The following is a 22415-nucleotide window of genomic DNA, read 5'->3' on the forward strand; positions in this document are numbered from 1 at the left end:
GGGCCTTTCGCTTGACCAGGCGCCGGCCCGCGGCGCCGAGGTATCTACAGGCGGCCGCCACGGTCCGGTTTCCTGTGATGGGTATCACTTACAGATGGCCCGCCCCCGCCCACTCTAGCAGTGGGGAAACGGTCCCCGCGCCCGGCGCGAGGACCCTGAGGACATGGATGGAAAGCAATGCGAACGCCCATCCGCCGCCGCGTGGGGAACGCGGTACTGATTGGCTGTGCGGCCGCCGTCTTGGCAGGTGCGACGATCCATTTCGACCTGTTCGGCGGCATTGACGCCTTCGTGCATCGGTTCTCTGAATGGAACCCGGGCAACATCCTGGCCGCCTTCGTGATCTGCGCCCTTGTCGGCATGGGATATGCCCTGTGGATATTGCAGACGGTCCTGCGCAGCCAGCGCACGGTCACCCGGCGGGTTTTGCGCGCCCATGCACACGCCATGGAGATCGCCCGCGACGAAGCCGCCCTGGCGCGGGAGAACGCCGAACTGGCGAACGACGCCAAGACCGAGCTGTACCAGCGGACCATTCAGGACCTGACGGAAACCGCCGGCAACATGCGGGACAAGCTGGGCATCCTGCGCTCGCAGATCGCCAACCTGAACGACAATGAGGCGCGGCTTCTGATCGACGACGCGGTCCGCAGCGTGAACGGTGTCTATACCCTGATCGCGGATCTGGAGCGGGCCAACGCCATGCAGCGCAACGCGCTGATCACCAATTGGGAGCCCATCAACCTGATCGACATGCTGGAAACGGTGATCGAGAGCATCGCCCCCTTGGGCACCGCGCGCGGCATCCGCATCCACTTCGCCCCCGGCATGGTCGCCCGGCGCATCGTCAAGGGGCAGTCCGACCGGCTGATCAAGGCCCTGGTCGAGGTTCTGCTGAACGCCGTCTCGCGCAGCCCCAAGGGCGGGCGCATTCTGGTCGAGGTCATGGGTGATCGCCTGAGCCTGATCGTGCGCATCACCGACGCCGGGCCGCATATCTCGTCGCGCATCGGCAAGCGGCTGTTCGACGCCTACGGCATCGACCCCTCGGCCATCGATCCGGGCCGCGAGGGCGCCGCCATCACCTTGCAGGCGGCGCAATCGATCCTGGAACGCCACAAGGGCAAGATCAGCTTTGAAAACCTGCCGCGCGCGGGCGTTGCCTTCCTGATCACCATTCCGGTGTACGAACTGGCGGCGGCGCGCACGGCGGCCGGCACCTGGGTGTTGCAGGATCTGTCGCCCAACGACCACTGAGCACTAACTTCGGCCGCCCAGCTTAATCGCCCTACAGCTTGCCCGTCATCTGCTCGGCGCCGTGGTACAGCACCTGGCGCACGGCCTCGGCCGCGCGGGCGTGGTAGGCGACGGTTTCGGGAGCCATGTCGGCGGTCACCCGGGGGGTGTGCTCGAAATGATTGAAGCGGTCCCGGCCGCGCACCAGGGCGGCTGAATCCCACTGACCGACGCTCTGCATGGCCTTGGCCGGCATGTAATGGAACGAAATGCCGATCCGCCGGTCCCCGGACAGATTCGGGCCGGAGGCATGGGCCAGGCGGATGTTGTGCAGGGACATCTGTCCGGGCCGGAGCGGCATGGCCACCGCCTTGCTTTCGTCGATGCCCTGGGTGATCTCCTGGCCACGAGTCAGCATGTTGTTCTCGTGATAAAGGTCTTCGTGCTTGAGCGGCGGGCCCAGATGAGTGCCGGGCAGGACGCGCATGCAGCCGGCCTGTTCGCTCGCTTCCGACAGCGCCAGCCAGGCCGTCACCACCTCGCCGCCGGCAAGCCCCCAGTAGTTGGAATCCTGATGCCAGGAAACGTACTGACCGGAGCCAGCCTCCTTGGTCCAGCTGAGGGTGTTCCAGCACAGGATGTCGGGCCCCAGGATGTCCTCCATCATGTCGACGATGCGGGCGTCATGGACCAGATCGTCCAGCCATTTGAACAGAAGGTGTGTCTTGTTGCGCTGCAGGCCGTTGAGGGGCGCACCCTGGGACGCCTCGAAGGCCTCGATCTTCGCGCGCAGGTCATGCGCTTCCGCCGCCGACAGCACGTCGACCGGGGTGTAATAACCATCTTCCTGGAATTGCTTCAGAGCCTCTGGGCTCAGGGCCTTCATCATGGTGCTATCCTCCCGGTTTTCAGGGAAGGATACTAAAAGCCTTAGACCCCCGCCACCCGGGCGATATCGGCGCCGCAGGCGGCCAGTTTTTCCTCCAGCCGCTCATAGCCGCGATCCAGGTGATAGACCCTGTTGACCTGCGTTTCGCCCTCCGCCGCAAGGCCGGCCAGGACCAACGACACCGACGCCCGCAGGTCCGTCGCCATGACGGGTGCTCCCGACAGTTTCTTGACCCCGCGCACGATGGCCGACGCCCCGTGCACGTTGATGTCGGCGCCCATGCGGCACAGTTCGGGGACGTGCATGAAGCGGTTTTCGAAAATGGTTTCCGTTATCATGGCGGCGCCTGTGGCCACGGTCATCATGGCCATGATCTGGGCCTGCATGTCGGTCGGGAACCCGGGATAGGGCTCGGTCATGCTGTCGACGCCGCGCAGTTCGCAATTGGCGCGGTTGACCTTGAGCCCGTCCTTGGTTTCCGTGACCTCGACCCCGGCGCGCTCGAGAAGGTCTATGACGCTTTCGATCAGGTCGGCGCGGGTGTTCGTCAGGGTCAACTCGCCCCCGGTGATGGCGGCGGCGGCGGCATAGGTGCCGGTTTCGATGCGGTCGGGCAGAACCCGGTGGCGGGCGCCGGACAACTGATCCACGCCCGTGATCCGCAGGGTGTCCGTGCCGATTCCGGTGATCTTCGCACCCATTTCCGTCAGGCAGTTGGCCAGGTCCGTGATCTCGGGCTCGCGCGCCGCGTTGGCGATCACCGTGTCGCCTTTTGCCAGGGTCGCCGCCATCAGGGCGTTTTCCGTGCCGCCGACGGTGACCTTGGGAAACAGGATATGCCCGCCGGTCAAACCGTTCGGCGCGGTCGCCTGAATATAGCCTTCCTTCAGTTCGATCTCCGCGCCCAAGGCCTCCAACGCCTTGAGGTGCAGGTCCACGGGCCGGGTGCCGATGGCGCAGCCGCCCGGCATGGACACGCGGGCGGTGCCGGCGCGGGCCAGCAACGGACCCATGACGACGACCGAGGCCCGCATCTTGCGGACCAGGTCATAGGGAGCTTCCGTCGCGGTGATCTTGCGCGCCTGGAGGCGCACCACGGGTTCGTTGCCGTTGTCGTCGACCGTGCGCGTCAATTCGACGCCCAGTTCACCCAGCAGGCTGCCCATGGTCGCCAAATCGGCGAGGGTCGGCATGTTGGTGAACTCGACCGGGTCCTCGGTCAACAGAGAGACGGCCATCAAGGGCAGGGCCGCGTTCTTTGCCCCCCCGATGGCGATGGTGCCGTTCAAGGGGCGGCCGCCCCGGATGCGAATACTGTCCATGACCGTTGATTAACAGAAGGAATGGGGCCCTGTCATGGCGGGATTGGGATTATTTCGCGGCCCCGCCGGCGACGGCGGTCATGCCCCCTTGCCGCCCGCCGGATCGGTGTCCCGTTTGCGTTGCTGCGCCTTGCGTTTGGCCAGATTGGCGCGCAGCTGCTCGGCCTGACGCGCCTTGCGCGCCGCTTCCGCCGCCGCCCCGGCGCCGCTTTGGCCCGGGCGTTTCCTACCGCCGTCCGACATGATGATGCAATCTCCGATTCGCGAGATTGGCCTGCCCTTGCCGGAAAGGTCAAGCATCGGCTCCGGCCATCCCAGCAAGCCGGTCAAAGGCTTGGTTCAGCGCCGTCTCAGCCGCTTTGACGGATGCCATTTCGCTGGCCAAACCCTCCCGATCAAGATTGGCCGCCTTTTCCAGTTTCTCCAACAACCCAGCCATGTCATGGGCCGACGGCCCCCCCGAGTTCCGCCGCGCCTGGACCGCCTGATGCGGATCGCTGACCATTGCGACGGATCTTTCCGAAAGAGAAACCGTCTGCCCAAAGCCGGTCTGGGCAACCTCTGCGATGAATTCGGCGCTGATCTGGTCTGCCGTCATCCCGTTCTTGGCCGCCGCCCGAACGACTGCGCCCACAAGGTGATGGGCATCACGGAACGACAGGCCCGACTCCCGCACCAGAAGGTCGGCCAGATCCGTCGCGGTCGAGAAATTCACCCGCGCAAGGTCGCTCATGCGCTCTGGCCGCGGCCGCGCCTTCGATACCACCACCCGGGCGACAGCCGCCCCCCGGGACGCGGCGTCCAAGGCATCCCATGTCCAGCGGAACGGATCGCAACAAGAATCAAAACCGAACGAGTAGTGTGTCGCCTTCAATCCCGTCATGGCCGTTACGTGGGCGCCCAGGACCTGGGATGAACTGGCCCGCAGGACTTCCAGGGCCGACATGTTCTTTTTCTGAGGCATCATGCTGGACGTCTGCGCGACGCTGTCGGGCAGTTCCAGGGTTCCGAACTCGTAGGTCGTCATGACGAAAAAGTCCTGCGCCATGCGTCCCCACGACGTCGCGGCAAGCGTCGCCGCAGACAGCAATTCCACCAAGAAATCACGCGCCGCGATGCAGTCCTGCGCATGCAGTCCCACGCCGTCGAACCCGAGCCACCGGGCGGTCGCCTGCCGGTCGATGGCGAACGACGTCCCCGCCATGGCGCCGGCCCCCAAGGGCGAAACATTGATCCGCTGCCGGCATTGGGCCAGTCGCGCGAAATCTCTTTCCAACGCCTCGGCGATGCCCGCCAGATAGTATCCGTAGGTGATCGGCTGGGCCGGCTGCAGGTGCGTGTACCCCGGCATCAGAACGTCAGCATGTTCCCGTGCCTTCTCGATGAGCACGTCTCTCAGGGCCAACACCGCGCCGGACAGACCGAACGCGGCCTGCCGCGCACGCAACCGGTCCATGGTCGCGTAAAGGTCGTTGCGGCTTCGCGCAATATGGACGCGGCCGCCGATATCCGGGCCGGCACGGCGGATCAATGCCCCCTCATAATTGAAGTACGGGTCCTCCAAGGACGGATCGAGATCGAATGCCTGCTCTCCATCCCGCTCCATATCCAGGATTGCCGCGCCGAGAGCCGTCGCCTGCTGCGGTGTCAGGATTTCCTTTTCGGCCAGCATCAGGACATGGGCCTTGTTGATCTGCGTAATCAAAGGAAACACCTCGGGGAATTCGCGCGTTAGATTCGGCGCGATCATTTCCTGTCGAATAACGGGGTCGAGCCCCTCTTCAAACATCCCGCTGACTTTTGAATTCACGGCAATCCCCTGCAAAAACCTGTTTCGTTTCGCGAGGCATGCTGATCCAGCATTGGCCCGGTTAAAAGAGCCATTGCGATCATCTGAATGGAGCCATTAACGAAGGGAAAAGCCTGCTGAAACACCGCACAACCAGGGATGAAATATTCCGCGAGTCTGGAGGCACGCAGTGCTTGTCATCATGGAAGCCCTATACTATTGTCCGCCCCTCTTCACCTCCCGGATGCCGCCGTAGCTCAGGGGTAGAGCACTCCCTTGGTAAGGGAGAGGTCCACAGTTCAATTCTGTGCGGCGGCACCATTTCTCAGACTCCCTAAATAATTCCGTTGAGACCGTGTCGGCCCCGTATCGATGGCTGCCACTTTCCCGTTGTGCGATATATTCGATTAAATTAAATTGTTTTCATAAGGTGTAGTTTAGTCCGTATTTCCACATTGCCCCCGTAGGTCACTTTTCAATGATCGGCGGGTGGGGTTATTGAGAACCGTTGTCAGTTGGCGTAAACTTGGCCAATCGTCGGTGGGGAGATCGGCAGCGTTTTAGAATTCAAGGCTTGGCCGGAAGGCCGGAGCCAAAAAAAGGTCCAGGGAGGAATGACCGCCGCGTGGCGGCGGTAAACCTGGAGAGATCGGACTCGCATGAAAGAAGAAGACGTACTTGAAGGCGCCAAGGAAGCGGCACAGTTTCTGAAGGCGCTCGCCAACGAAAACCGTCTGCTCATCCTCTGCATGCTGGGCGACGGCGAAAAATCGGTCACCGAACTGGAACAGGCGCTCGACTTGCGTCAGCCGACCTTGTCACAGCAGTTGGCGCGGCTGCGCGCCGACGACCTTGTGGCGACCCGGCGCGACGGCAAGACCATCTATTACAGCCTGGCCAGCAACGAGGCGGGCAAGACGTTGGAGCTCATGTACGGCCTGTTCTGTTCGGAAGAGGCCATGGAGCGTCGCCGCCTGATCAAGGCCGCCGCCCGCTCCGCCGCCTGACACCCCAGCCTGAATAAGATTGAGGCCCCCGAGCGGCGGACCGCCCGGGGGGTACATGCGGATTACTGGCCGCCGGCGGCCTTCATGAAGGCCAACAGGTCTTCGACATCCTGTTCCTTGCGCAAGCCGGGGAAGGCCATGCGGGTGCGGCCCTTGTCGGCGCCGATCTTATCCTTCACGAAATCCTTGGGGTCGGCGACGAAGGCCTTGAGCACGTCGTCGGTCCATTTCAGGCCCATATCGTTGGCCGCCTGAAACGCCTTGGAATACTTGAAGCCGTCGACGGAGCCTGCCGTGCGCCCCAGAATGCCCTTCAGCGATGGGCCCAGCTTGTTGGCCGCGCTGTCGATGACATGGCAGGCCGCGCACTTGCGGAACACCTTCTTGCCGGCTTCGGGATCGCCCGCCGGCGCGACGGATGCCGCGACCTGCGCCGGTTCCGCCTTCGCCGCAGGTTCGGCCGCGGCCCTGGCCGCCGCCCCACCCTTGTCCGGCGTCACGTCGATGACCTTGGCCCGGCCCAGGACTTTCACCTCGGCCTTGCAATCCTTCATGCAGAGCGCGGCCATCTTGACGGTCTGGGCGTCGGGACGCGGGTCGTCAAAGAAGTTCTTGGCGTTGGGCATCTCGATCTTGCCGATGTTGGAAGCATCGAGCACGAAGGACGAGTCGACCACGTCGTTCATGTTCAGCAGGAATGCGGTCAGGGCATAGACCTCGTCATTGGTCAGGGTCTGCGCCTCGCCGAACGGCATGGCCCGCTTGATATAATCGAAGATGGTCGAGGCATAGGGCCAATAGCTGCCGACGGTCTTTTCCGGGCGGTCGTCCTTCATGGTGCCATGGCCGCCGACCAGCACCGGATAGCGGCCCCGGGCTTCGCCGAAATCGCCGTGACAGGCGGCGCACTTTTGAATGTAGACCTTTTCGCCCTTGGCCGCCGTACCCGAGCCCGGCGGGGCGCCCAGCCCATCGGGCCGCACGTCGATGTCCCAGGCCTGAATCTGTTCCGGCGTCGCCGCCGCGCCCAGTTCGGGAAATTTGCGCCCGTCCGCATCGGCGCTTGCCGCGGACAGAACGACGAGACCGGCCGCCGCGGCCGTGAGTGCCAGGTTACGCCAAGCGGACATTTTCCACCTCCCCGGTCGGATTGATGCGCCAGGTCTGGATGGCGTTGTTGTGATAGATGGAATTGACCCCGCGCACGGCCTGCAAGGCCGCCATTTCGGGTTGCACATAGCCGGTTTCATCGATGGCGCGGCTTTGCAGATAGGCCGGGTTGCCGTCCCACGACCAGCCGTCGAGGTAGAAGCGGGTCAGGCATTTCGGCAGGACCGGATCTTCCAGGCGCGCCTGATGCCAGTTGCGCCCGCCGTCCACGGTGACGTCGACGCGGACGATCTTGCCGCGCCCCGACCAGGCGATCCCCTTGATGACCTGCGGGCCTTTCTGCTTGCACGGCAGTTCGGGACAGGGGCTGGTGATCACCGACTTGGCGTCCATTTCCCAGGTGAAGCGCCGGGCCCGGCCGTCAGGCATAAGGTCGGTGTACTTCGACGTTTCCTCGCGCGCCATCCAGGCGCCGTCACCGACTTCGATGCGGCGCAGCCATTTGACCCACATGTTGCCTTCGAAGCCGGGCACCACCAGACGGATGGGATAACCCTGTTCGGCGCGCAGGCGCTCACCATTCATGGAATAGACGACCATGCAGTCATCCAACGCCTTATCCAGCGGCAGGGAGCGGTTCATGCCCGCCGAATCGCCGCCTTCGACCAACAGCCATTTGGCCTTGGGCTTCACGCCGGCTTCTTCCAGCAGGGTGCGCAGCGGCACGCCCGTGTACTGCACGCAATGAACCATGCCATGGGTGAACTGCACGCCGTTCAGCTGCGCGCCGCGCCATTCCATGCCGCCGTTGGCGGCGCACTCCAGAAAATAAAACCGGCTTTGCGGCGGGAAGCGCTTGAGGTCCTGATAGGTGAACACCAGGGGCCGTTCGACCATGCCGTGAATCATCAGGCGGTAATCGTCGGGAATGACCTCGGCGACGCCGCCGTGGTGGCGCTCGAAACACAGGCCGTTGGGCGTGACCATGCCGTCGAGGGCATAGAGCGGCGTGAAATTGATGGAGCTTTCCGGGGTCGCCGTCAGCCAGTCCACGTAACGGCGGACGACGGTCTTCTCAAACTTGGACGGCATGCCGTAGGGCGCGACGTCGACGCCCGGCCCCAGAACCTTCGACCAGTCGGCCACGTTGGGCGGCAGGTTGGCCGGATCGGCCAGGGCGCGGGCGGGCGTCATCAGGCCCGCGGCGGCGGCCCCGCCGGCGGCCCCAAGCCCGGCCAGCAACGCCTTGCGGCGGCCGGCGTCGGTCGGTTGATCGACGGATGGGGTGAGGATGCTTCCCGGCTTTGCCGGTGGTTTGGTCTTGTTCATTAATGCGCGCTCCAAGAATTATGGGGCGGCCCCGCCCGGATGGCGGCGTCACCTGCTCAATGATGGAATTCACATTATATATTTTATGAATATGTTGTCCAGGGCGGGGCGCTGAAAAACTTTGGAAAAATCACCAATTTTCCGGCGATTTTCCGGCCGATTTCAGGGCATTGATCTTTTCCCGCACGTAGGGCCCGAACTTTCCGTTCAGATAGGCCTGTTCCTGGACGAACTGATACATGGACATGAAGTGGAACGGCTTCATGTAGCCCGGCATGCGGGCGATCTCGGCCTTCTTGCCCGATACCCCCGCCGGCAGCTTGTCCGCCGTGGGGAAAAAGATGGTGGTCGGCGTGAAACGCACCCCCCATTTCTCGGCCAGTTTCTTTTCCGACAGTTCCTCGCCGTCGAAATCCGTCACCATGCGCGAGCCGATGATGTTGATCTGCAAGATGTTGAAGTTGGCGCGCACGAAGTCGGTGATGTCCTGGCGCGCGAAATTGACCTCGTGCATTTCCCGGCAGTAAGGGCAGCCTTCGAGGGAGAAAATGACGGCGAACCGCTTGCCCGCCTGGGCCGCTTCCTCCAGGTCTTCCTTCAAAATCATGAAGGAGTTGAGGAACCAGGGCTCGGTCATCAGGCCATCGGCGCCGATGGTCGCGGCGGCGGCCGGACGCGCGCCGCCAAGGGTCAGGCTGGCCAAAGCCGCGGCGGCAAGCGCGCCCGTGGCCCATCCATTGAAACGTCGCCGGGGTATCACTGTTCGGATGTCCTCTTGTCTCGATGCCAAGGCGGCACCTCACATTCGTTTTGTTGAATGCATATTGACCGCATGGGCCGCGGTCTGGCAAGACGCTATAGGAAGGAAACCATGACCGTGATTTCAAGAATAAGTTTTATCGCCGCGGCGTTCTGTCTGTTGCTGGCCGCGCCCAGGCCGGCCCTGGCGGCGGATGCCGGGGAATTCGATTCCCTGGTCGACGAAGCCCAGGGCGGCTACCGCGCCGCCTTGTTCTATGCCCGCACGGGCAACGCGGCCCTGGCCGGGATCGAACTGCGTCAGGCCCAGGCCGTGTGGGACGAGATTATCGCCAAGTTCGGCGAAACCCCACCCGCCGCCTATGCCAAGGACAGCCAATTCGCGGCCGACCTGAAGGCCATCGTGGGCCGCATCGCGCGCGGCGCCGACCTGCTGGACGAGGAAAAGAGCAAAGCCGCCCGCCAGGAACTGGCCCCCGTGCGCGACCTGATCTACGGGCTCCGCGACCGGGCCGGGCGCAAGGGTTATTCCGAATGCGTCACCGACCTGAACCGGCACATGGCGGTTCTGTTCAAATGGCGCCACGACCGCCCCGACTTCGCCAAGCCCGGCGTCGGCGACGAAGTCATGAAGGCGGCCCTGAAATACCGCGACATCCTGCGCGCCTGCCGCGCCATGGCGCCGGAGGCGAAAAGGAAGGCCGACGACTTCAAGCGCATCTACGACGGGGCCGACGCGTCAATCTCGTCCATGCCGGCGGCGGTCGACCGGAAGGATTCGCTCGGCGTGGTCAACATCCTGCGCGAACTCATGTCCTTCGACCGGATTCTCTATTTCAAGCTGGGATAGACGAGGTCAGCCGACCTTGCCCAGGCTGGGGAAGGTATTCAGCAGCCAGTTGGCGATCTCCGATACGCTGCCCGTCAGGAACAGCACGCCGGTCACGACCAGGAACAGGCCCATGGCCTTTTCCACCAGCCCCATGTGGCGGCGGAACCGTTTCATGAAACCCAGGAACGGGCCGACCGCGAAGGCGGCGGCCAGGAACGGCAGGCCGATCCCCGCCGAGTAGACCCCGAGCAACCCCGCCCCCGACCACGGCCCGTCGCCCGAGGCCGCCATCATCAGGATGGCCGCCAGGACGGGCCCGACGCAGGGCGTCCAGCCGAAGGCAAAGGCAAGGCCGACCAGATAGGCGCCGAGCACGCCCATGGGTTTCTTCGGCCCCTCGAACCGTGCGTCGCGTTGCAGGAAGCCGATGCGGAACACGCCCAGGAACTGCAAGCCCAGCAGAATGATGATGGCGCCCGCGACCTTGGAAAACACCGCGTGGTATTCGGCGATCAGCTGACCGACGGCCGAGGCCGTGGCCCCCATGCCGACGAACACCGTGGAAAACCCGAGCACGAAGGCCAGCGCCGTCCAGCGCACGCGGGCCAGGGCCGCGCGGTCCGCACCCGTCCCCTGCGCCTCCAGGGCCTGGAACGTCGTGCCGGCCAGGAAGCACAGATAAGGCGGCACCAGCGGCAACACGCAAGGCGACAGGAAGCTCAGCAATCCCGCCAGGAAGGCGCCACCGTAGGAAACGTCCATGGCCGTTCTTCAGTCCTTGCTGCTTGTCCGCCGTCCGGTGATCAGGCGCCGACGACCTTGACCGTCTGGTTGTCGGGCACCTTGATGACCTTCTGGTGCTGGATATAGTTCGCGACCAGATCGTAGGCGGGCGGGCCTTCCGTGCCTTCGTTGACCGAGGCCCAGCCGGCGACCACGTATTTCTTCGCCGGGTCGATGGCCGCGCCGGTCTTCAGCGAGGTCATGTTGGAAATGCGCGAGCCGATCTTCTTGTTGATGTCGATGGTGTAGGACATGCCCCCCACCCGCACCATGTCGCCGCCCTGCTGATAATAGGGATCGGCGTTGAACAGGTTGTCGGCCACGTCTTCCAGGATCGTCTTCAGGAACTCGCCGGTCATTTCCGTGCGGTAGACGTTGGGATAGGTGATGGACGTATGGTGGTGCACGTCGTCGACCGTGATCGCCTGCCCCGGCAGCAGCGAGGCGCCCCAGCGGAAGCCGGGCGACAAGGCGATTTCCGCATCCCGTTCGGCCAACAGCGCCTGACAGATGACGTCGTCGAAGGTGCCGTTGAAATTGCCGCGGCGGTACAGCAGGTCTTCCGTATGGCCCAGTTCGCGGCTGATCTCCACCATGTGGGGTTCGCGGATCTTCTGCACCAGGGCGGCCATGTCCTTGTCGGGTTCGATGACGTCGGAGAACACGGGGATCAGGCGGAAATTGTAGGCCGTCACCTTCTTGCCCTCGACCTTGAGGTCCAGGCGCGACAGGAACTTGCCGTGGCTGCCCGAGGCGATCAGCAGGGTGTTGCCGACCTTGACCGGGGCCGGCAGGGCGTCGTGGGTATGGCCGGTCAGGATCACGTCGATGCCGGGCACGCGGGATGCCAGCTTGCGGTCGACGTCGAAGCCGTTGTGCGACAGCAGGACGATCAGGTCCGCGCCCGCCGCCTGGGCGTCGGCGACCCGCTTTTTCATGTTGTCCTCGTTGATGCCGAAGGACCAGTTGGGCATCAGGTAGCGCGGGTTGGCGATCGGCGTATAGGGGAAGGCCTGGCCGATAACGGCGATCTTCACCCCGCCCTTTTCGAAATACTTGATCGCCTCGAACACGTCTTCCTGCCATTCCGTGTCGCGCACGTTGGATGCCAGGAACGGGAAATTCAGACTGTCTTGCAGTTCCTTCACCCGGTCGACGCCGTAGGTGAATTCCCAGTGGGCCGTCATCGCGTCGATGCCCAGCGCGTTCTGCACGTCGACCATGTCGGCGCCGCCGGTCTTCAGCGAGGTATAGGAGCCCTGCCAGGTATCGCCGCCGTCCAGCAGCAGGGTGTTGTCCGGGCGTTCAGCGCGGATCGCCTTGACCAGGGTCGCCATGCGGTCGACGCCACCGACCTTGCCGTAAGACTTGGCCATCGACGTGAAATCCTGATCCGTCAAGGCGTAGGCTTCGGGCGTGCCGGGGCCGATGCCGTACTTATGCAGGAAATCCTTGCCCGTGATGTGCGGCGGCAGGCCACGGACCTCGCCGACGCCCAGATTGACGGTCGGTTCGCGGAAATAGATGGGGACAAGCTGCGCGTGCATGTCGGTGAAGTGCAGCAGGGTGACCTGCCCCAGGCTGTCGAACTGCAACAGGTCCTGCTGCATGACCTTTTGTTTGGCCATGGCCGACCGGAAGTTCAGCGCCGTCGCGGGCAGGGCCGCCGTCGCGGCGGCCAGATGAAAGAATTCACGCCGACTTAACACGTTCGTCTCCACTTACTGCTGTTCAGATGGGGGGTCGAAAAATCGATTAAAGAAAAAAAACGTCCGGAGGATCGGGGGATACCGTTCCTCCGGACGTTGAACTTGCGTGATATCAGTTACGCACGGCGGGCGTTTCAACCGGCAAACCCCGGCCCCGCCACATGACGTAAAGTTCGAGCGCCAGATACTCGTCACTGCCGTAACCGTAGGCCGACGAGCGCACCTGCTTGTTGCAGCCGCGGAAACGGCGGTGAAGGGAGCCGACGCCGTTCCATTTCAGGCGATACACGGGGAAACCGTTGCCCTGCCCTTCGCTGAGGACGTTGGCACGCAGATGCGCGCCCGGGAAGTCCTCGTGGCAATGCTTGCAGGCCATGTCGAGTTGGCCGCGGCGCTCGTTATAGAATGCCTTGCCCTTCTCGAAGTAGGGGGCGGCCTCGCCGTCGACCTTGACGTTGATCGGCATGCCCAGGGACTGATGGCGCACGAACACGGTCATGCCCAGGAGTTCCTTGGATTCGTACTTCCACTCCTTGGCCTTCATGTTGTCCGTGCGGCAGCGGTTGATGCGCTGCTCCAGGTTTTCCAGGTTTTTCTTCTCGGCCACGTACTTCGGATAGCTGACGGCGACACCCTTCATGCTTTCCGGGCCCTTGTGGCAGGACGCGCAGGACTTGCCCGCCTCGCCGTCCACCTTGTTCCACAGCTCCTCGCCGATTTCGGCCCAGAGCATCCCGGGGTTCTGGAAGTTGTCGTCCTGCATGGCGCGCGTTTCCGGCGCCGCGTAGGTGTAACCGGACCGCCGGTCCTCGACCTGATAGGCCCCCCAGTTCTTTTTCTCGTCGGCAACGGCATTCGCCGCCACGCCGGCGGTCAGGGCAAGAGCCAGACCGAAGAGCGCGTATTTGCTTAGATTGATTCCCATTACTCGGATCCCTTTCTCCGCGCTCCTGACATTGTTGTTATTGATGCGTCAGGAGACCGTGATCTTTGCCTTCTTCGTGTATTCGGCGCCGCCGTCTTCAATCCATTTGAATTCGAACTCGCCGCTTTCCTCGGCGCGGAAATGGAACGCCAGGTAGGGGTTGGCCGAAACCGCCGGATGCCAGTCCGAGGCGAACACCGTCGCGCCGTTGAACTTGCATTCGAAGCGGTTGATGATCTTACGTGGAATCTTGTTGCCGTCCTTGCCCTTGCGCTGGCCGGTTTCCATCTTGTGCTCGATCAGAGACTTGATCTCCACGATCTCGCCCTTTTTGGCCGATTTCGGGATTCGCACGCGCGGTTTAACGTCTGACATTTTCTTTCTCCGATGCTCTGATCAGCCGCCGCAGCCGCCGATGGTGACCTTGACCTGCTGCTTGGCCATATAGACCTTGCCGTTGCTCATTTCCGCGACGACGACCACGTTCTGCGTGCCCGCCATGCGCATGCGGGTCGACGCCCGCGCCAGACCGGACTGCGGCGTGAAGTGGAAACTGGCGACTTCCGGAGACGGGTTGCCTTCGGCGAACAGGTGGACGGTCTTCACGTGGTCGTCCTTGGACATCGGGCTTTCGACCTCGAAGGCGACGGGAACGGTGTTGCCGTTCTCGGCGATCTGCGGCAGGTCGAGCTTGATCTTGCCTTCTTCGGGCGTGCCCTTGACCAGTTTCTTGATGGCGGCGTCGACGGCCGCGGCATCGGCGTGCGCGCCCGGCGCCAGAAGTCCCGCGGCCACCAGGGTCAGCGCAAAGGCGGACACGCCCTTGAGAGCCTGACGCCGCGAGAGGGTGAGATGCGTTTCAGTCATTTTTCTTCAGTCCTTGTTACAGAAAACCTAGATATCGGCGCCGCCCGCCATTGGCGGCCTATTCCTTCAAGGTCGCCAGATAGGCCAGCAAATCTTCGACCTGCTGTGCGTCCAGAATCGGCTTGCCGACAAATCCCTTGAGCACCCGGTGAAGCCCTTCCGATTTGTAGAAGGACGGCATGATGGTGTCCGGGTTCAAGGCCTTAGGATCGACCACGCGCAGGCGCAGTTCAGCCACGGAATAGCGTGAGGCGACGCCGTCAAGCGGCGGGCCGACTTCGCCGTGGAACGACTGTTCCTTCATGGCTTCGAGCTTGTGACAGGCCAGACAGTTGCCGAGCTTGCGGTTGGCGAAGACCCCCTTGCCCTTGGCCGCGTCGCCGGGCTGCTTGGTCAGCGGTTCCTTCATTTCGGTCATGGCCGCGACTTCGACCGTGCCCGCGGATACCGGCTGGGCACAGACCGCCGCCAGCGCCAAAACCGCGCAACCGGCCACCGCCGCCACGAATGGTGTCGTATATTTCTTGGACATACCTGTTCCCCAACGTTGTCGCCGGTTCAGGGGGCGGCGCTCTACCGCCCCGATCACGGCTGTTAGCTTTCTACGGGCGTTTCCGCCTTCTTCATGCGGCAATCATATTCATAAAAAAATATATGTATCAAGTTTGAATGCCGCAGAACAGCCATAAAACCTGGAAATCGGACGGGGGTCACGCCCTCTTTCACAAAGCCATGCCATCTGGGCCGGCCTCCCCGGAATTCCTTGAAATTCCGGGTGCGAGCCTCTCAGCCCCAGATGTCGTTGCTGATCGACCGATACCAACCGTCCGCATAAAGCGCTTCCTGCTTGCGGCCGAAATCGGGGACATCCATGGGACTCAGCCCGCCCGAGCCGTCAACCTTGACGATCTTGCCGTCCTTGTAGCCGTAGACCATGGCGACGGAAATGCCGTAGTCCGGCGCGACCAGGCTGTAACAGGTGTTGACGAACTTGGGCGTTCCCGGCCCCCCTCCGCCGACGATCGCGGCGATCGCGGCGGCACAGACCTTGCCTTGGGTCGATGCCGCGAATCCCGATTTGGGCATGGGGGCGGCGATACTGGCATCGCCGATCACGTGAACGCCGGGAACCAACGCGGATTCGAAGGTCCGGTGATCGACCGGGCACCACCCGGTGACGTCGGTCAGCCCCGAATCCTTGGCGATCCGGGCCGCATGCTGCGGCGGGATGAAATTGATGACGTCGCCCTTGTACTCACCGAAGTCCGTGTGCAGCGTCATGTTCGCCGCATCGATCCGCGCCACCACGCCGTCGTTGTCGAGGTTGTGATAGTCGATCATCCCCGGGTAGAGCTTTTCCCAGCCCTGCTTGAACAGGCCCTGCTTGGAGAATTTTTGCTTGGGGTCGAGGACGACGATCTTCGACTTCGGTTTGTGTTGCTTGAAATAATGGGCGACCAGACTGATGCGCTCCCCCGGCCCCGGCGGACAACGGAACGGATCGACCGGCGGCGAGATGATGAACGTGCCGCCGTCCGGCATGGCCTCCAACTGGCGGCGCAGCAGCAGGGTCTGTGGTCCCGCTTTCCACGCATGCGGCAGTTTTTCCGCCAGATCCGGACTGAGCCCCTCGATCGCATCCCAACGAAAGTCGATGCCCGGCGACACGACGCAGCGGTCGAAGTCCAGTTCTCCGCCACTGGCAAGCACCACCTTCTTCCTGGCGCCGTCAACGACCTTGGCCTTGTCGTGGACGACCGTCACGCCGCGCCGCCGCATGGCGTCGAAATTGCGGGTGATGTCGTCCATGTCGCGAAACCCGCCGATCACCGTGTTGGAAAACGGACAGGTCACGAAATGCGACGCCGGTTCGACCAGCGTGACCTCGATGCCCGGATCGAATCGATTCAGGTATTTGGCGGCGGTCGCGCCGCCGAAGCCGCCACCGACGACGACGACCTTGGCGCGCGCGCGGGCGAACACGGCCGGTGCGGCCAGGCTTGCGGCGGCGCCCGCGCCGGCGGCGCCGAGGATGCGGGTGAACGTGCGTCGCGTAATTCGCGTCATGGCGCCCTCCCTACTGCTGGTTCGCGAAGTATTTGGACAGGGCCGTGATCTCGTCCCGCGAAAAACCCTTGGCGATGCGGTTCATCACGGTCCCCTGCTTCGATCCGTTTCGGAACGCGGTCAGCATGGTCGCGATATAATCGGCGGGCTTCCCCTTGATCGACGGCATGGCGCCGGCGCTTTGTCCGTCCGTTCCGTGACAGGAAAAACAGGTATTGGCGAGAATGATGGGCGACGCCATTTCGGCCCGCGCGGCGTCGGCGGCGCCCAGGCCGAGCGCAAGGCCCAGCACTCCCGTAAACAGCTTTTTCGACATCTTAAATCTCCCAAAAAGGAAGCCTTTGGCGGCCCCATGCCCCGATTGTTCGCAGGTTCTTGGACAAAGCATATTCAATAAATGCAATATATCAATGTAGAGTTTCGCCTCTTCAAACCCGTCCTCTCGGGCCCCGCCACGAAGCCCGCTATGGGGCCGCGCAAGGCCGGCGCAGTTTCTTGAGATCGCGTTCAAGCAGGCTCCAGAAGAAATCCTCACCCGGATAGCCGACCAGGCGGCTGACCTCCTGACCGTCCTCGATCAGCACGAAGGTCGGCGTGAAGACGACGCCTTTGATATGGGTCAAATCGTCCGGCCGCGGATCGTGGATATCGACGCGGCGCAGCGGCGCGCATTTGGCTTCGGCCGTGTTCGGATAGACGGGGCCGACCTCTTTGTGGAAGCGTTCGCACCATTCGCAGGTGTCGCTTTCGAACAGCACCAGTTCCGCCGCCGACGCGGCCTGCGGACCGACAAGCAGGGCCGCCCACATCAAGGCCGGCAGAACGCCCCGGAGGATGGCGATGACGGACTGGGCGCGCACGCCGTCGGGTGTGATGCTTTTCATGGGCCGGGATTAGAGCCATGATGCGGGGCCCGGCGTCAAGCCGGGGCGAATTCTGAAAGGACACCCTTCATGACTTCCGGCTGGACCCGGCGCACCGTCCTCGGCCTGATCGCCGCCGCCCCCGCGCTGGCTCTGCCCAGGGTCGCGCGGGCCAAGGGCGGGCGCGTCGTGGTCGTCGGCGGCGGGTTCGGCGGCAGCACGGCCGCCCGCAGGATCAAGCAATTGGCGCCCGGGATCGAGGTCACGCTGATCGCGCGGGACACCACCTTCGTCTGCTGTCCCGGCAGCAACACGGTGATCGGCGGGTTCGGCCGCATCGAGGATCAGAGCGTCGGTTATGGGGCCCTGGCCAGAGACGGCGTTACCGTCGTCACCGGCCGGGCCGACGCCGTGGATACGAATGCGCGGAACCTGCGTCTCGCCGACGGATCGATCCTGCCCTACGACAAACTGGTGCTGTCGCCCGGCATCGGGTTTTTCTGGGACGAGGTCGAGGGCGTTTCCGCCGCCACGGCGGACCGGATTCCCCACGCCTGGCAGGCGGGGGAGCAGACGGTCCTGCTACGCCGCCAGCTTGAGGCCATGCCCGACGGCGGTGTGTTCGCCCTGGTCGCCCCCGTCGGGCCGTTGCGCTGCCCGCCCGCGGTCGGCGAACGGGTCAGCCTGGCCGCCCATTACTTCAAAACCGCCAAACCCAAATCCAAGATCATCGTGTTCGACGCCAAATCCAAGTTCTCCTTGCAGCCTTTGTTCGAGGAGGCCTGGGCGGCGCTCTATCCCGGCATGATCGAATACCGGCTGGCGGAAAGCGACGGCATCGTCCGCGCCATCGATCCGGAAACGCGCGCCGTGTCCACGGACTTCGACGACGTGACCGCCGACGTGGTCAACTTCATCCCCCGCCAGCGCGCCGGCGACATCGCGCTGGCCGCCGGCGCCGCCGACGAGACGGGCTGGTGCCCGGTCGATCCCGCGACCTTCGCCTCGACCCGCGTTCCTCATGTCCATGTCATCGGCGACGCCGCCTTCGCCCCGCCCCTGCCCAAGGCCGCCGCAGCGGCAGTCAGCGTCGCGGAAACCTGCGCCCAGGCCGTCGTCCGCGACCTGACCCAGGCCGACATGCCGGCACCCCATTGGCATGCAGGCTGTTATTCCCTGGCCGCCCCCGGCCATGGGTTCGAGGCCAGCACCAGCTTTCACCTGGCAAACGGGCATGTCGCCATTGACGAAGCGACCATGCAACGCACGCCCGAAGGGGCCACGGCCGAGGATCTGCAAGCCGGGGCCGAGAAGGCGGAGCTTTGGCTGCGCGGCATCATGGGACAGGTTTGGGGCTGATCCCGACCGCGACAAAACACATAAGATTTATTGAATATGTTTGAAAGGTGTGGAATCCTTCCATTGTCGGCGCCCAAAATAGGGTTGCGCCTTAAACTACAAAAACACGGAGGAAATAATGAAGGTATTCACCAGCATGCTGACGGCGCTCGCCGTCTTTGGGGTTGTCCTGGCCGGGGCCATCAAGGCCGATGCCGCCGAATCCTACGGCAAGCAGAAAGTCGTCTATCACATCAACTATGAAGGCGGCGACGCCGACAAGAAATACCGCGGCGCCCTGCGCAACATTCAGAACCACATCAACGCCGTCGGCGCGGAAAACATGGAGATCAAGGTCGTCCTGCACGGTAACGGCCTGGGTCTTCTGAAGGGCGCCATGACCAACGAAAAACTGAAGGGTCAGGTCGTCAGCCTGAAAGCGCAGAACGTGAAATTCAACGTCTGCAACAACACGCTGAAGGGCCGCAAGATCAACTACGAGAAAGACCTTCTCGAGGTCTTCCCGGAAGACATCGTGCCGTCGGGCGTGGCCGAACTCTCCCATCTGCAACAAATGGGTTACACTTATATCAAGCCGTAACCGGCATCGTTTCTGAAGACTCTCCCTCCCCCAAGCCTGAATGGGGGCCGTGGTGAAAGACCGCGGCCCCCTTTTTTAGGCGCCTTGGAAAAGTCAGACTTTGGGGAAAGATCAGATATCGGGTGCCCGCAGCAGCCGCGACAACAGCCGTTCGACCGGCGCATGATCGTCGGTCAGCACGGGCGGGTCGACCGCCGCAAGCCGCCGGTCCAGGTCGGCTTCCGGCCAGCGTGCCCAGGCCCGCGCCAGACCGCGCAGGGAGACGACGCGGGTTTCCGGGGTCGGCCGCGCCGAGGCCAGAACAATGAAGGTGACGCGCCCGGTCTCGTCCATTTCGTCCAGGGTCTTCCAGACCTCGACGGCGGGAAAATCCAGGCGCAAGGTCTTGACCAGGGCGAACAGAAAACGCGGATCGATGCCCAGGTCGACCACGTTGACCGCGTAGAACCCGCCTTCGCTCAGGCGCGCCGCGAGTTCACCATGGAATTCCCGGGTCACCAGATGGGCCGGCACCGCGATGTCGTGAAAGGCGTCGCCGAACACCACGTCGAAACGCTCCGACCGATCCAGCGCCGAAAGCGCCCGCCGCGCGTCCTGATGCAGGATGCGCAGGTTGTCCGCCTTTGGGGCGAGCCACATTTGATCCGCCGCCGCCTGCGTCACCGCCGGGTCCAACTCGGCCACGGTCATCTTCATGTCCGGGTGCAGGCGCGCCCAGGCGCGCGGCAGGGTATAGCCGCCGCCGCCGATGAAATAGGCCCGCGTCGCGCGGTGCCCGGCCAGGCGCAGATCCGCGATCTCGTCCACGAAATGAACATAGGGGCTGTACAGCAGCGTCGGGTCGTCACGGTCGTTGATGGAATGGACCAGATGGTCGAGGACCATGAGGCGGCTGGGCCGCCCGCTCATGGCCGAAAAGTCGTCGAAGCGGATGCAGAAATAGTCGCTTTCCACCTGACAGGGCGAGCGGTAGGCCGCGAGCGTGTTGCCCCAGACCGCGAGCCCGCTCCCCGGCAGCACAAGCAGCGCCAGAACCGCCGCCCAGCGCCGCGACCACAGGCCGAAGGCCGCGGCCAGGGTTGCATACAGCACGGCGACGGCGATTACCGTCCCCGTCGCCCCGACCCAGGAAATGAACAGATATCCGGCGGCCAGGGTGCCGAAGATGCTGCCGCCGGCGCCGGCGGCGAACATGCGGCCCAGCACCCGCCCGGCCTGGTCCGGTTCCGCATCGATGGCCAACTTGGTCGCCAGGGGCGAGACGATGCCGACAAACAGGGACGGCAGCAGGAACAGAACCGCCGTCAGCACGACCACCGCCGTGACGGCGCCCAACCCGCCCGCCAACAGCGGCCCCGAAACGAGACGCAGCAGCGGTAGCGACGCCAGGGTGGTGACTGCGGCGGCGGCCAGGGCCAGGGCCGTGCGGCGCACGCCCTCGGCCCGCCCGACGTCCGGCCCGGCCAGACGCCCGCCCAGCCAATGCCCGATCGAAAGTCCGGCCAGAACGATGGCGATGATCGCGGTCCAGGTGTATAGCGACATCCCCACATAGGGAGCGATCAGGCGCGCGGCCACGATTTCCAGGACCAGGGCCCCGGCGGCGGTCAGGAACACGGCGGCGGTGAAGGCGAAGGCGGTCATGGACGTCCCCTGGGTCGGCCTGCCGAACCTGAAATCCGGCGACCCGCGGTTGTACCATGATGTGCCCAGGGGAAAACCCCGGATTCCCAGGATCGGCATGACCCGGCAATTGTACACAAATTGTGTGAAATATAATTAAATCACATATATTTTTGTGAATATAATTATTGATTCCCCCTTAATCGCTGTTTAAATACAGGGACCGACCGCCCCAAGGACCCGGCGAACGCCCGGGGCCATGCAGGACCGATACGACATGGACACGCTTGAACCCAGGTTTCTTCTTCTCGCCGGCGCGCTTGCGGTCGGCTTCATCTACGGCACCGTGGCGCGCGCCTCCGGGTTCTGCCTGCGCTCGGCCGTGATCGAGGTCATCGACCGACGCCCGGCCCGCCAAGCCGCCGCCTGGGCCATTGCCCTGCCGCTGGCGATTCTGGGCACGCAGGTGCTGGCGCATTTCGGCGTGATCGACCTGAAGGGCAGCATCTATCTCGGCACCTCCGTGACGTGGCTGGCGCTGATCGTCGGCGGCCTCTTGTTCGGGTTCGGCATGGTCATCACACGGGGCTGCGGCGGCCGCCATCTGGTTCTGGCGGCGGGCGGCAACCTGCGGGCCTGGGTCGTCATCACGGTCCTGGGCCTGACCGCCTATGCCACCCTGCGCGGCATCCTGGCCCTGCCGCGCACCTGGATCGAGGGTGCGGGCACGTTCAGCCTGGGCGACACGCCGCAGGCCCTGCCGCTGCTGATCTCAGGCGCGGAGGGTGCCGGCACGACAGCCCTGGTGATCGCCGCCGGCCTGATGGCCGTCGGTCTGCTTGCCGCATTCCGCCTGCGCCATCAGCCGGGCGCCTTTGGCGGGATCGCCGCCGGTCTTGTCGTCGGCCTGCTGATTCCGGCGTCCTGGTACGTCTCGGGCGTGCTCGGCTTCGACGATTTCAATCCGACCCGCCCGGTCAGCCTGACCTTCACCGCCCCCATGGGCGACGCGCTGCAATTCCTCATGACCTATACGGGCACGGCCGCCGATTTCGGCATTACCGCCATCGCGGGCACCCTGGCCGGGGCCTTCGCCTGGGCCGCGGCGACCCGGTCGCTCAAGGCCGAGGGATTCGATTCTCCGGGCCATATGGGCCGCTACGTGCTGGGCGCCGCCATGATGGGTTTCGGCGGCGTGCTCGCGCTGGGCTGCACCATCGGCGCCGGCCTGTCGGGCATGAGCACCCTGTCCCTCGGCAGCCTGATCGCCCTGGCGTCGATCGTCACCGGCGGCGCCGTCGGCCATCATGTGAAGACCCGCATCGTCGGCGGCCGCGCGCCCAAGATCGTCCCCGCCGAATAAGCG

Annotated in this window: 23 protein-coding genes and 1 tRNA gene; 7 read left to right on the top strand and 17 right to left on the bottom strand. The window is 63.9% G+C overall.

Annotation, left to right across the window (positions count from 1 at the left end):
• Nucleotides 1-177: 177 nt before the first annotated feature.
• The gene (locus tag RJ527_01800; protein ID WND76489.1) at nt 178-1257 is read left to right on the top strand and encodes a HAMP domain-containing sensor histidine kinase; all 1080 of its coding nucleotides are present in this window, start codon (nt 178-180) and stop codon (nt 1255-1257) included.
• Between the two features lie 31 nt (nt 1258-1288).
• Here RJ527_01800 and RJ527_01805 read toward each other — a convergent pair whose 3' ends face one another.
• From RJ527_01805 to argH, 4 genes are all read right to left on the bottom strand, one after another.
• Nucleotides 1289-2125 carry a phytanoyl-CoA dioxygenase family protein gene (locus RJ527_01805; protein ID WND76490.1) on the bottom strand — a complete coding sequence of 279 codons (837 nt, stop codon included), beginning with the start codon at nt 2123-2125 and terminating at the stop codon, nt 1289-1291.
• 41 nt (nt 2126-2166) lie between these two features.
• A complete protein-coding gene (murA, locus tag RJ527_01810; protein WND76491.1) occupies nt 2167-3447 on the bottom strand; it encodes a UDP-N-acetylglucosamine 1-carboxyvinyltransferase in 1281 nt (426 codons plus the stop codon).
• Between the two features lie 78 nt (nt 3448-3525).
• Complete coding sequence (locus RJ527_01815) at nt 3526-3690, bottom strand: hypothetical protein (protein WND76492.1); 165 nt, start codon at nt 3688-3690, stop codon at nt 3526-3528.
• A 49-nt stretch (nt 3691-3739) separates the two neighbouring features.
• A complete protein-coding gene (gene argH, locus RJ527_01820) occupies nt 3740-5257 on the bottom strand; it encodes an argininosuccinate lyase (GenBank protein WND76493.1) in 1518 nt (505 codons plus the stop codon).
• A gap of 225 nt (nt 5258-5482) precedes the next feature.
• On the opposite strand from argH, the gene RJ527_01825 reads away from it, so the two are divergent.
• Together RJ527_01825 and RJ527_01830 are read left to right on the top strand one after the other, a co-directional pair.
• Nucleotides 5483-5557: transfer RNA gene (locus RJ527_01825), tRNA-Thr, on the top strand.
• 338 nt (nt 5558-5895) lie between these two features.
• The gene (locus tag RJ527_01830; GenBank protein ID WND76494.1) at nt 5896-6243 is read left to right on the top strand and encodes a metalloregulator ArsR/SmtB family transcription factor; all 348 of its coding nucleotides are present in this window, start codon (nt 5896-5898) and stop codon (nt 6241-6243) included.
• Nucleotides 6244-6305: 62 nt separating this feature from the next.
• Here the strand turns inward: RJ527_01830 and RJ527_01835 are convergent, their stop codons facing one another.
• The 3 genes from RJ527_01835 to RJ527_01845 form a co-directional block, all read right to left on the bottom strand.
• Complete coding sequence (locus tag RJ527_01835; protein ID WND76495.1) at nt 6306-7373, bottom strand: c-type cytochrome; 1068 nt, start codon at nt 7371-7373, stop codon at nt 6306-6308.
• A complete protein-coding gene (gene soxC, locus RJ527_01840) occupies nt 7357-8682 on the bottom strand; it encodes a sulfite dehydrogenase (protein ID WND76496.1) in 1326 nt (441 codons plus the stop codon). The genes RJ527_01835 and soxC overlap by 17 nt, the downstream gene beginning before the upstream one ends.
• A 130-nt stretch (nt 8683-8812) precedes the next feature.
• Nucleotides 8813-9442: a thioredoxin family protein gene (locus RJ527_01845; protein WND76497.1), complete on the bottom strand. Its 630-nt coding sequence runs from the start codon at nt 9440-9442 to the stop codon at nt 8813-8815.
• Nucleotides 9443-9553: 111 nt separating this feature from the next.
• Between RJ527_01845 and RJ527_01850 the strand changes: the two genes are divergently transcribed.
• Nucleotides 9554-10291, top strand: coding sequence for a hypothetical protein (locus RJ527_01850; protein ID WND76498.1), 738 nt, complete (start codon nt 9554-9556; stop codon nt 10289-10291).
• A gap of 6 nt (nt 10292-10297) precedes the next feature.
• Here RJ527_01850 and RJ527_01855 read toward each other — a convergent pair whose 3' ends face one another.
• The 9 genes from RJ527_01855 to RJ527_01895 form a co-directional block, all read right to left on the bottom strand.
• Nucleotides 10298-11035, bottom strand: a complete 738-nt coding sequence (locus RJ527_01855) for a cytochrome c biogenesis protein CcdA (GenBank protein ID WND76499.1) — start codon at nt 11033-11035, stop codon at nt 10298-10300.
• A 41-nt stretch (nt 11036-11076) separates the two neighbouring features.
• On the bottom strand, nt 11077-12765 hold the full coding sequence (gene soxB / locus RJ527_01860; GenBank protein WND76500.1) for a thiosulfohydrolase SoxB: 1689 nt from the start codon (nt 12763-12765) through the stop codon (nt 11077-11079).
• Between the two features lie 112 nt (nt 12766-12877).
• Nucleotides 12878-13690 carry a sulfur oxidation c-type cytochrome SoxA gene (gene soxA / locus RJ527_01865; GenBank protein ID WND76501.1) on the bottom strand — a complete coding sequence of 271 codons (813 nt, stop codon included), beginning with the start codon at nt 13688-13690 and terminating at the stop codon, nt 12878-12880.
• A 48-nt stretch (nt 13691-13738) separates the two neighbouring features.
• On the bottom strand, nt 13739-14065 hold the full coding sequence (gene soxZ, locus RJ527_01870) for a thiosulfate oxidation carrier complex protein SoxZ (GenBank protein ID WND76502.1): 327 nt from the start codon (nt 14063-14065) through the stop codon (nt 13739-13741).
• Between the two features lie 21 nt (nt 14066-14086).
• The gene (gene soxY / locus RJ527_01875; GenBank protein ID WND76503.1) at nt 14087-14557 is read right to left on the bottom strand and encodes a thiosulfate oxidation carrier protein SoxY; all 471 of its coding nucleotides are present in this window, start codon (nt 14555-14557) and stop codon (nt 14087-14089) included.
• Nucleotides 14558-14615: 58 nt separating this feature from the next.
• Entirely contained in the window at nt 14616-15089 is a 474-nt protein-coding gene (soxX, locus tag RJ527_01880; GenBank protein WND76504.1) for a sulfur oxidation c-type cytochrome SoxX, read from the bottom strand.
• 254 nt (nt 15090-15343) lie between these two features.
• A complete protein-coding gene (locus tag RJ527_01885) occupies nt 15344-16624 on the bottom strand; it encodes an NAD(P)/FAD-dependent oxidoreductase (GenBank protein ID WND76505.1) in 1281 nt (426 codons plus the stop codon).
• A 10-nt stretch (nt 16625-16634) separates the two neighbouring features.
• The gene (locus tag RJ527_01890) at nt 16635-16940 is read right to left on the bottom strand and encodes a c-type cytochrome (protein WND76506.1); all 306 of its coding nucleotides are present in this window, start codon (nt 16938-16940) and stop codon (nt 16635-16637) included.
• Between the two features lie 148 nt (nt 16941-17088).
• The gene (locus RJ527_01895) at nt 17089-17508 is read right to left on the bottom strand and encodes a transcriptional regulator (GenBank protein WND76507.1); all 420 of its coding nucleotides are present in this window, start codon (nt 17506-17508) and stop codon (nt 17089-17091) included.
• 69 nt (nt 17509-17577) lie between these two features.
• Here RJ527_01895 and RJ527_01900 point away from each other — a divergent pair, with 69 nt between their 5' ends.
• The gene (locus tag RJ527_01900; protein WND76508.1) at nt 17578-18846 is read left to right on the top strand and encodes an FAD/NAD(P)-binding oxidoreductase; all 1269 of its coding nucleotides are present in this window, start codon (nt 17578-17580) and stop codon (nt 18844-18846) included.
• A gap of 118 nt (nt 18847-18964) precedes the next feature.
• Entirely contained in the window at nt 18965-19426 is a 462-nt protein-coding gene (locus tag RJ527_01905; protein WND76509.1) for a DsrE family protein, read from the top strand.
• Between the two features lie 111 nt (nt 19427-19537).
• Here RJ527_01905 and RJ527_01910 read toward each other — a convergent pair whose 3' ends face one another.
• Entirely contained in the window at nt 19538-21070 is a 1533-nt protein-coding gene (locus RJ527_01910) for a fused MFS/spermidine synthase (protein ID WND76510.1), read from the bottom strand.
• Between the two features lie 256 nt (nt 21071-21326).
• Here RJ527_01910 and RJ527_01915 point away from each other — a divergent pair, with 256 nt between their 5' ends.
• Nucleotides 21327-22412: a YeeE/YedE family protein gene (locus tag RJ527_01915; GenBank protein WND76511.1), complete on the top strand. Its 1086-nt coding sequence runs from the start codon at nt 21327-21329 to the stop codon at nt 22410-22412.
• Nucleotides 22413-22415 lie beyond the last annotated feature (3 nt).

Source organism: Thalassospiraceae bacterium LMO-SO8 (genome assembly GCA_031655335.1).
Classification (GTDB): domain Bacteria; phylum Pseudomonadota; class Alphaproteobacteria; order Rhodospirillales; family Casp-alpha2; genus UBA1479.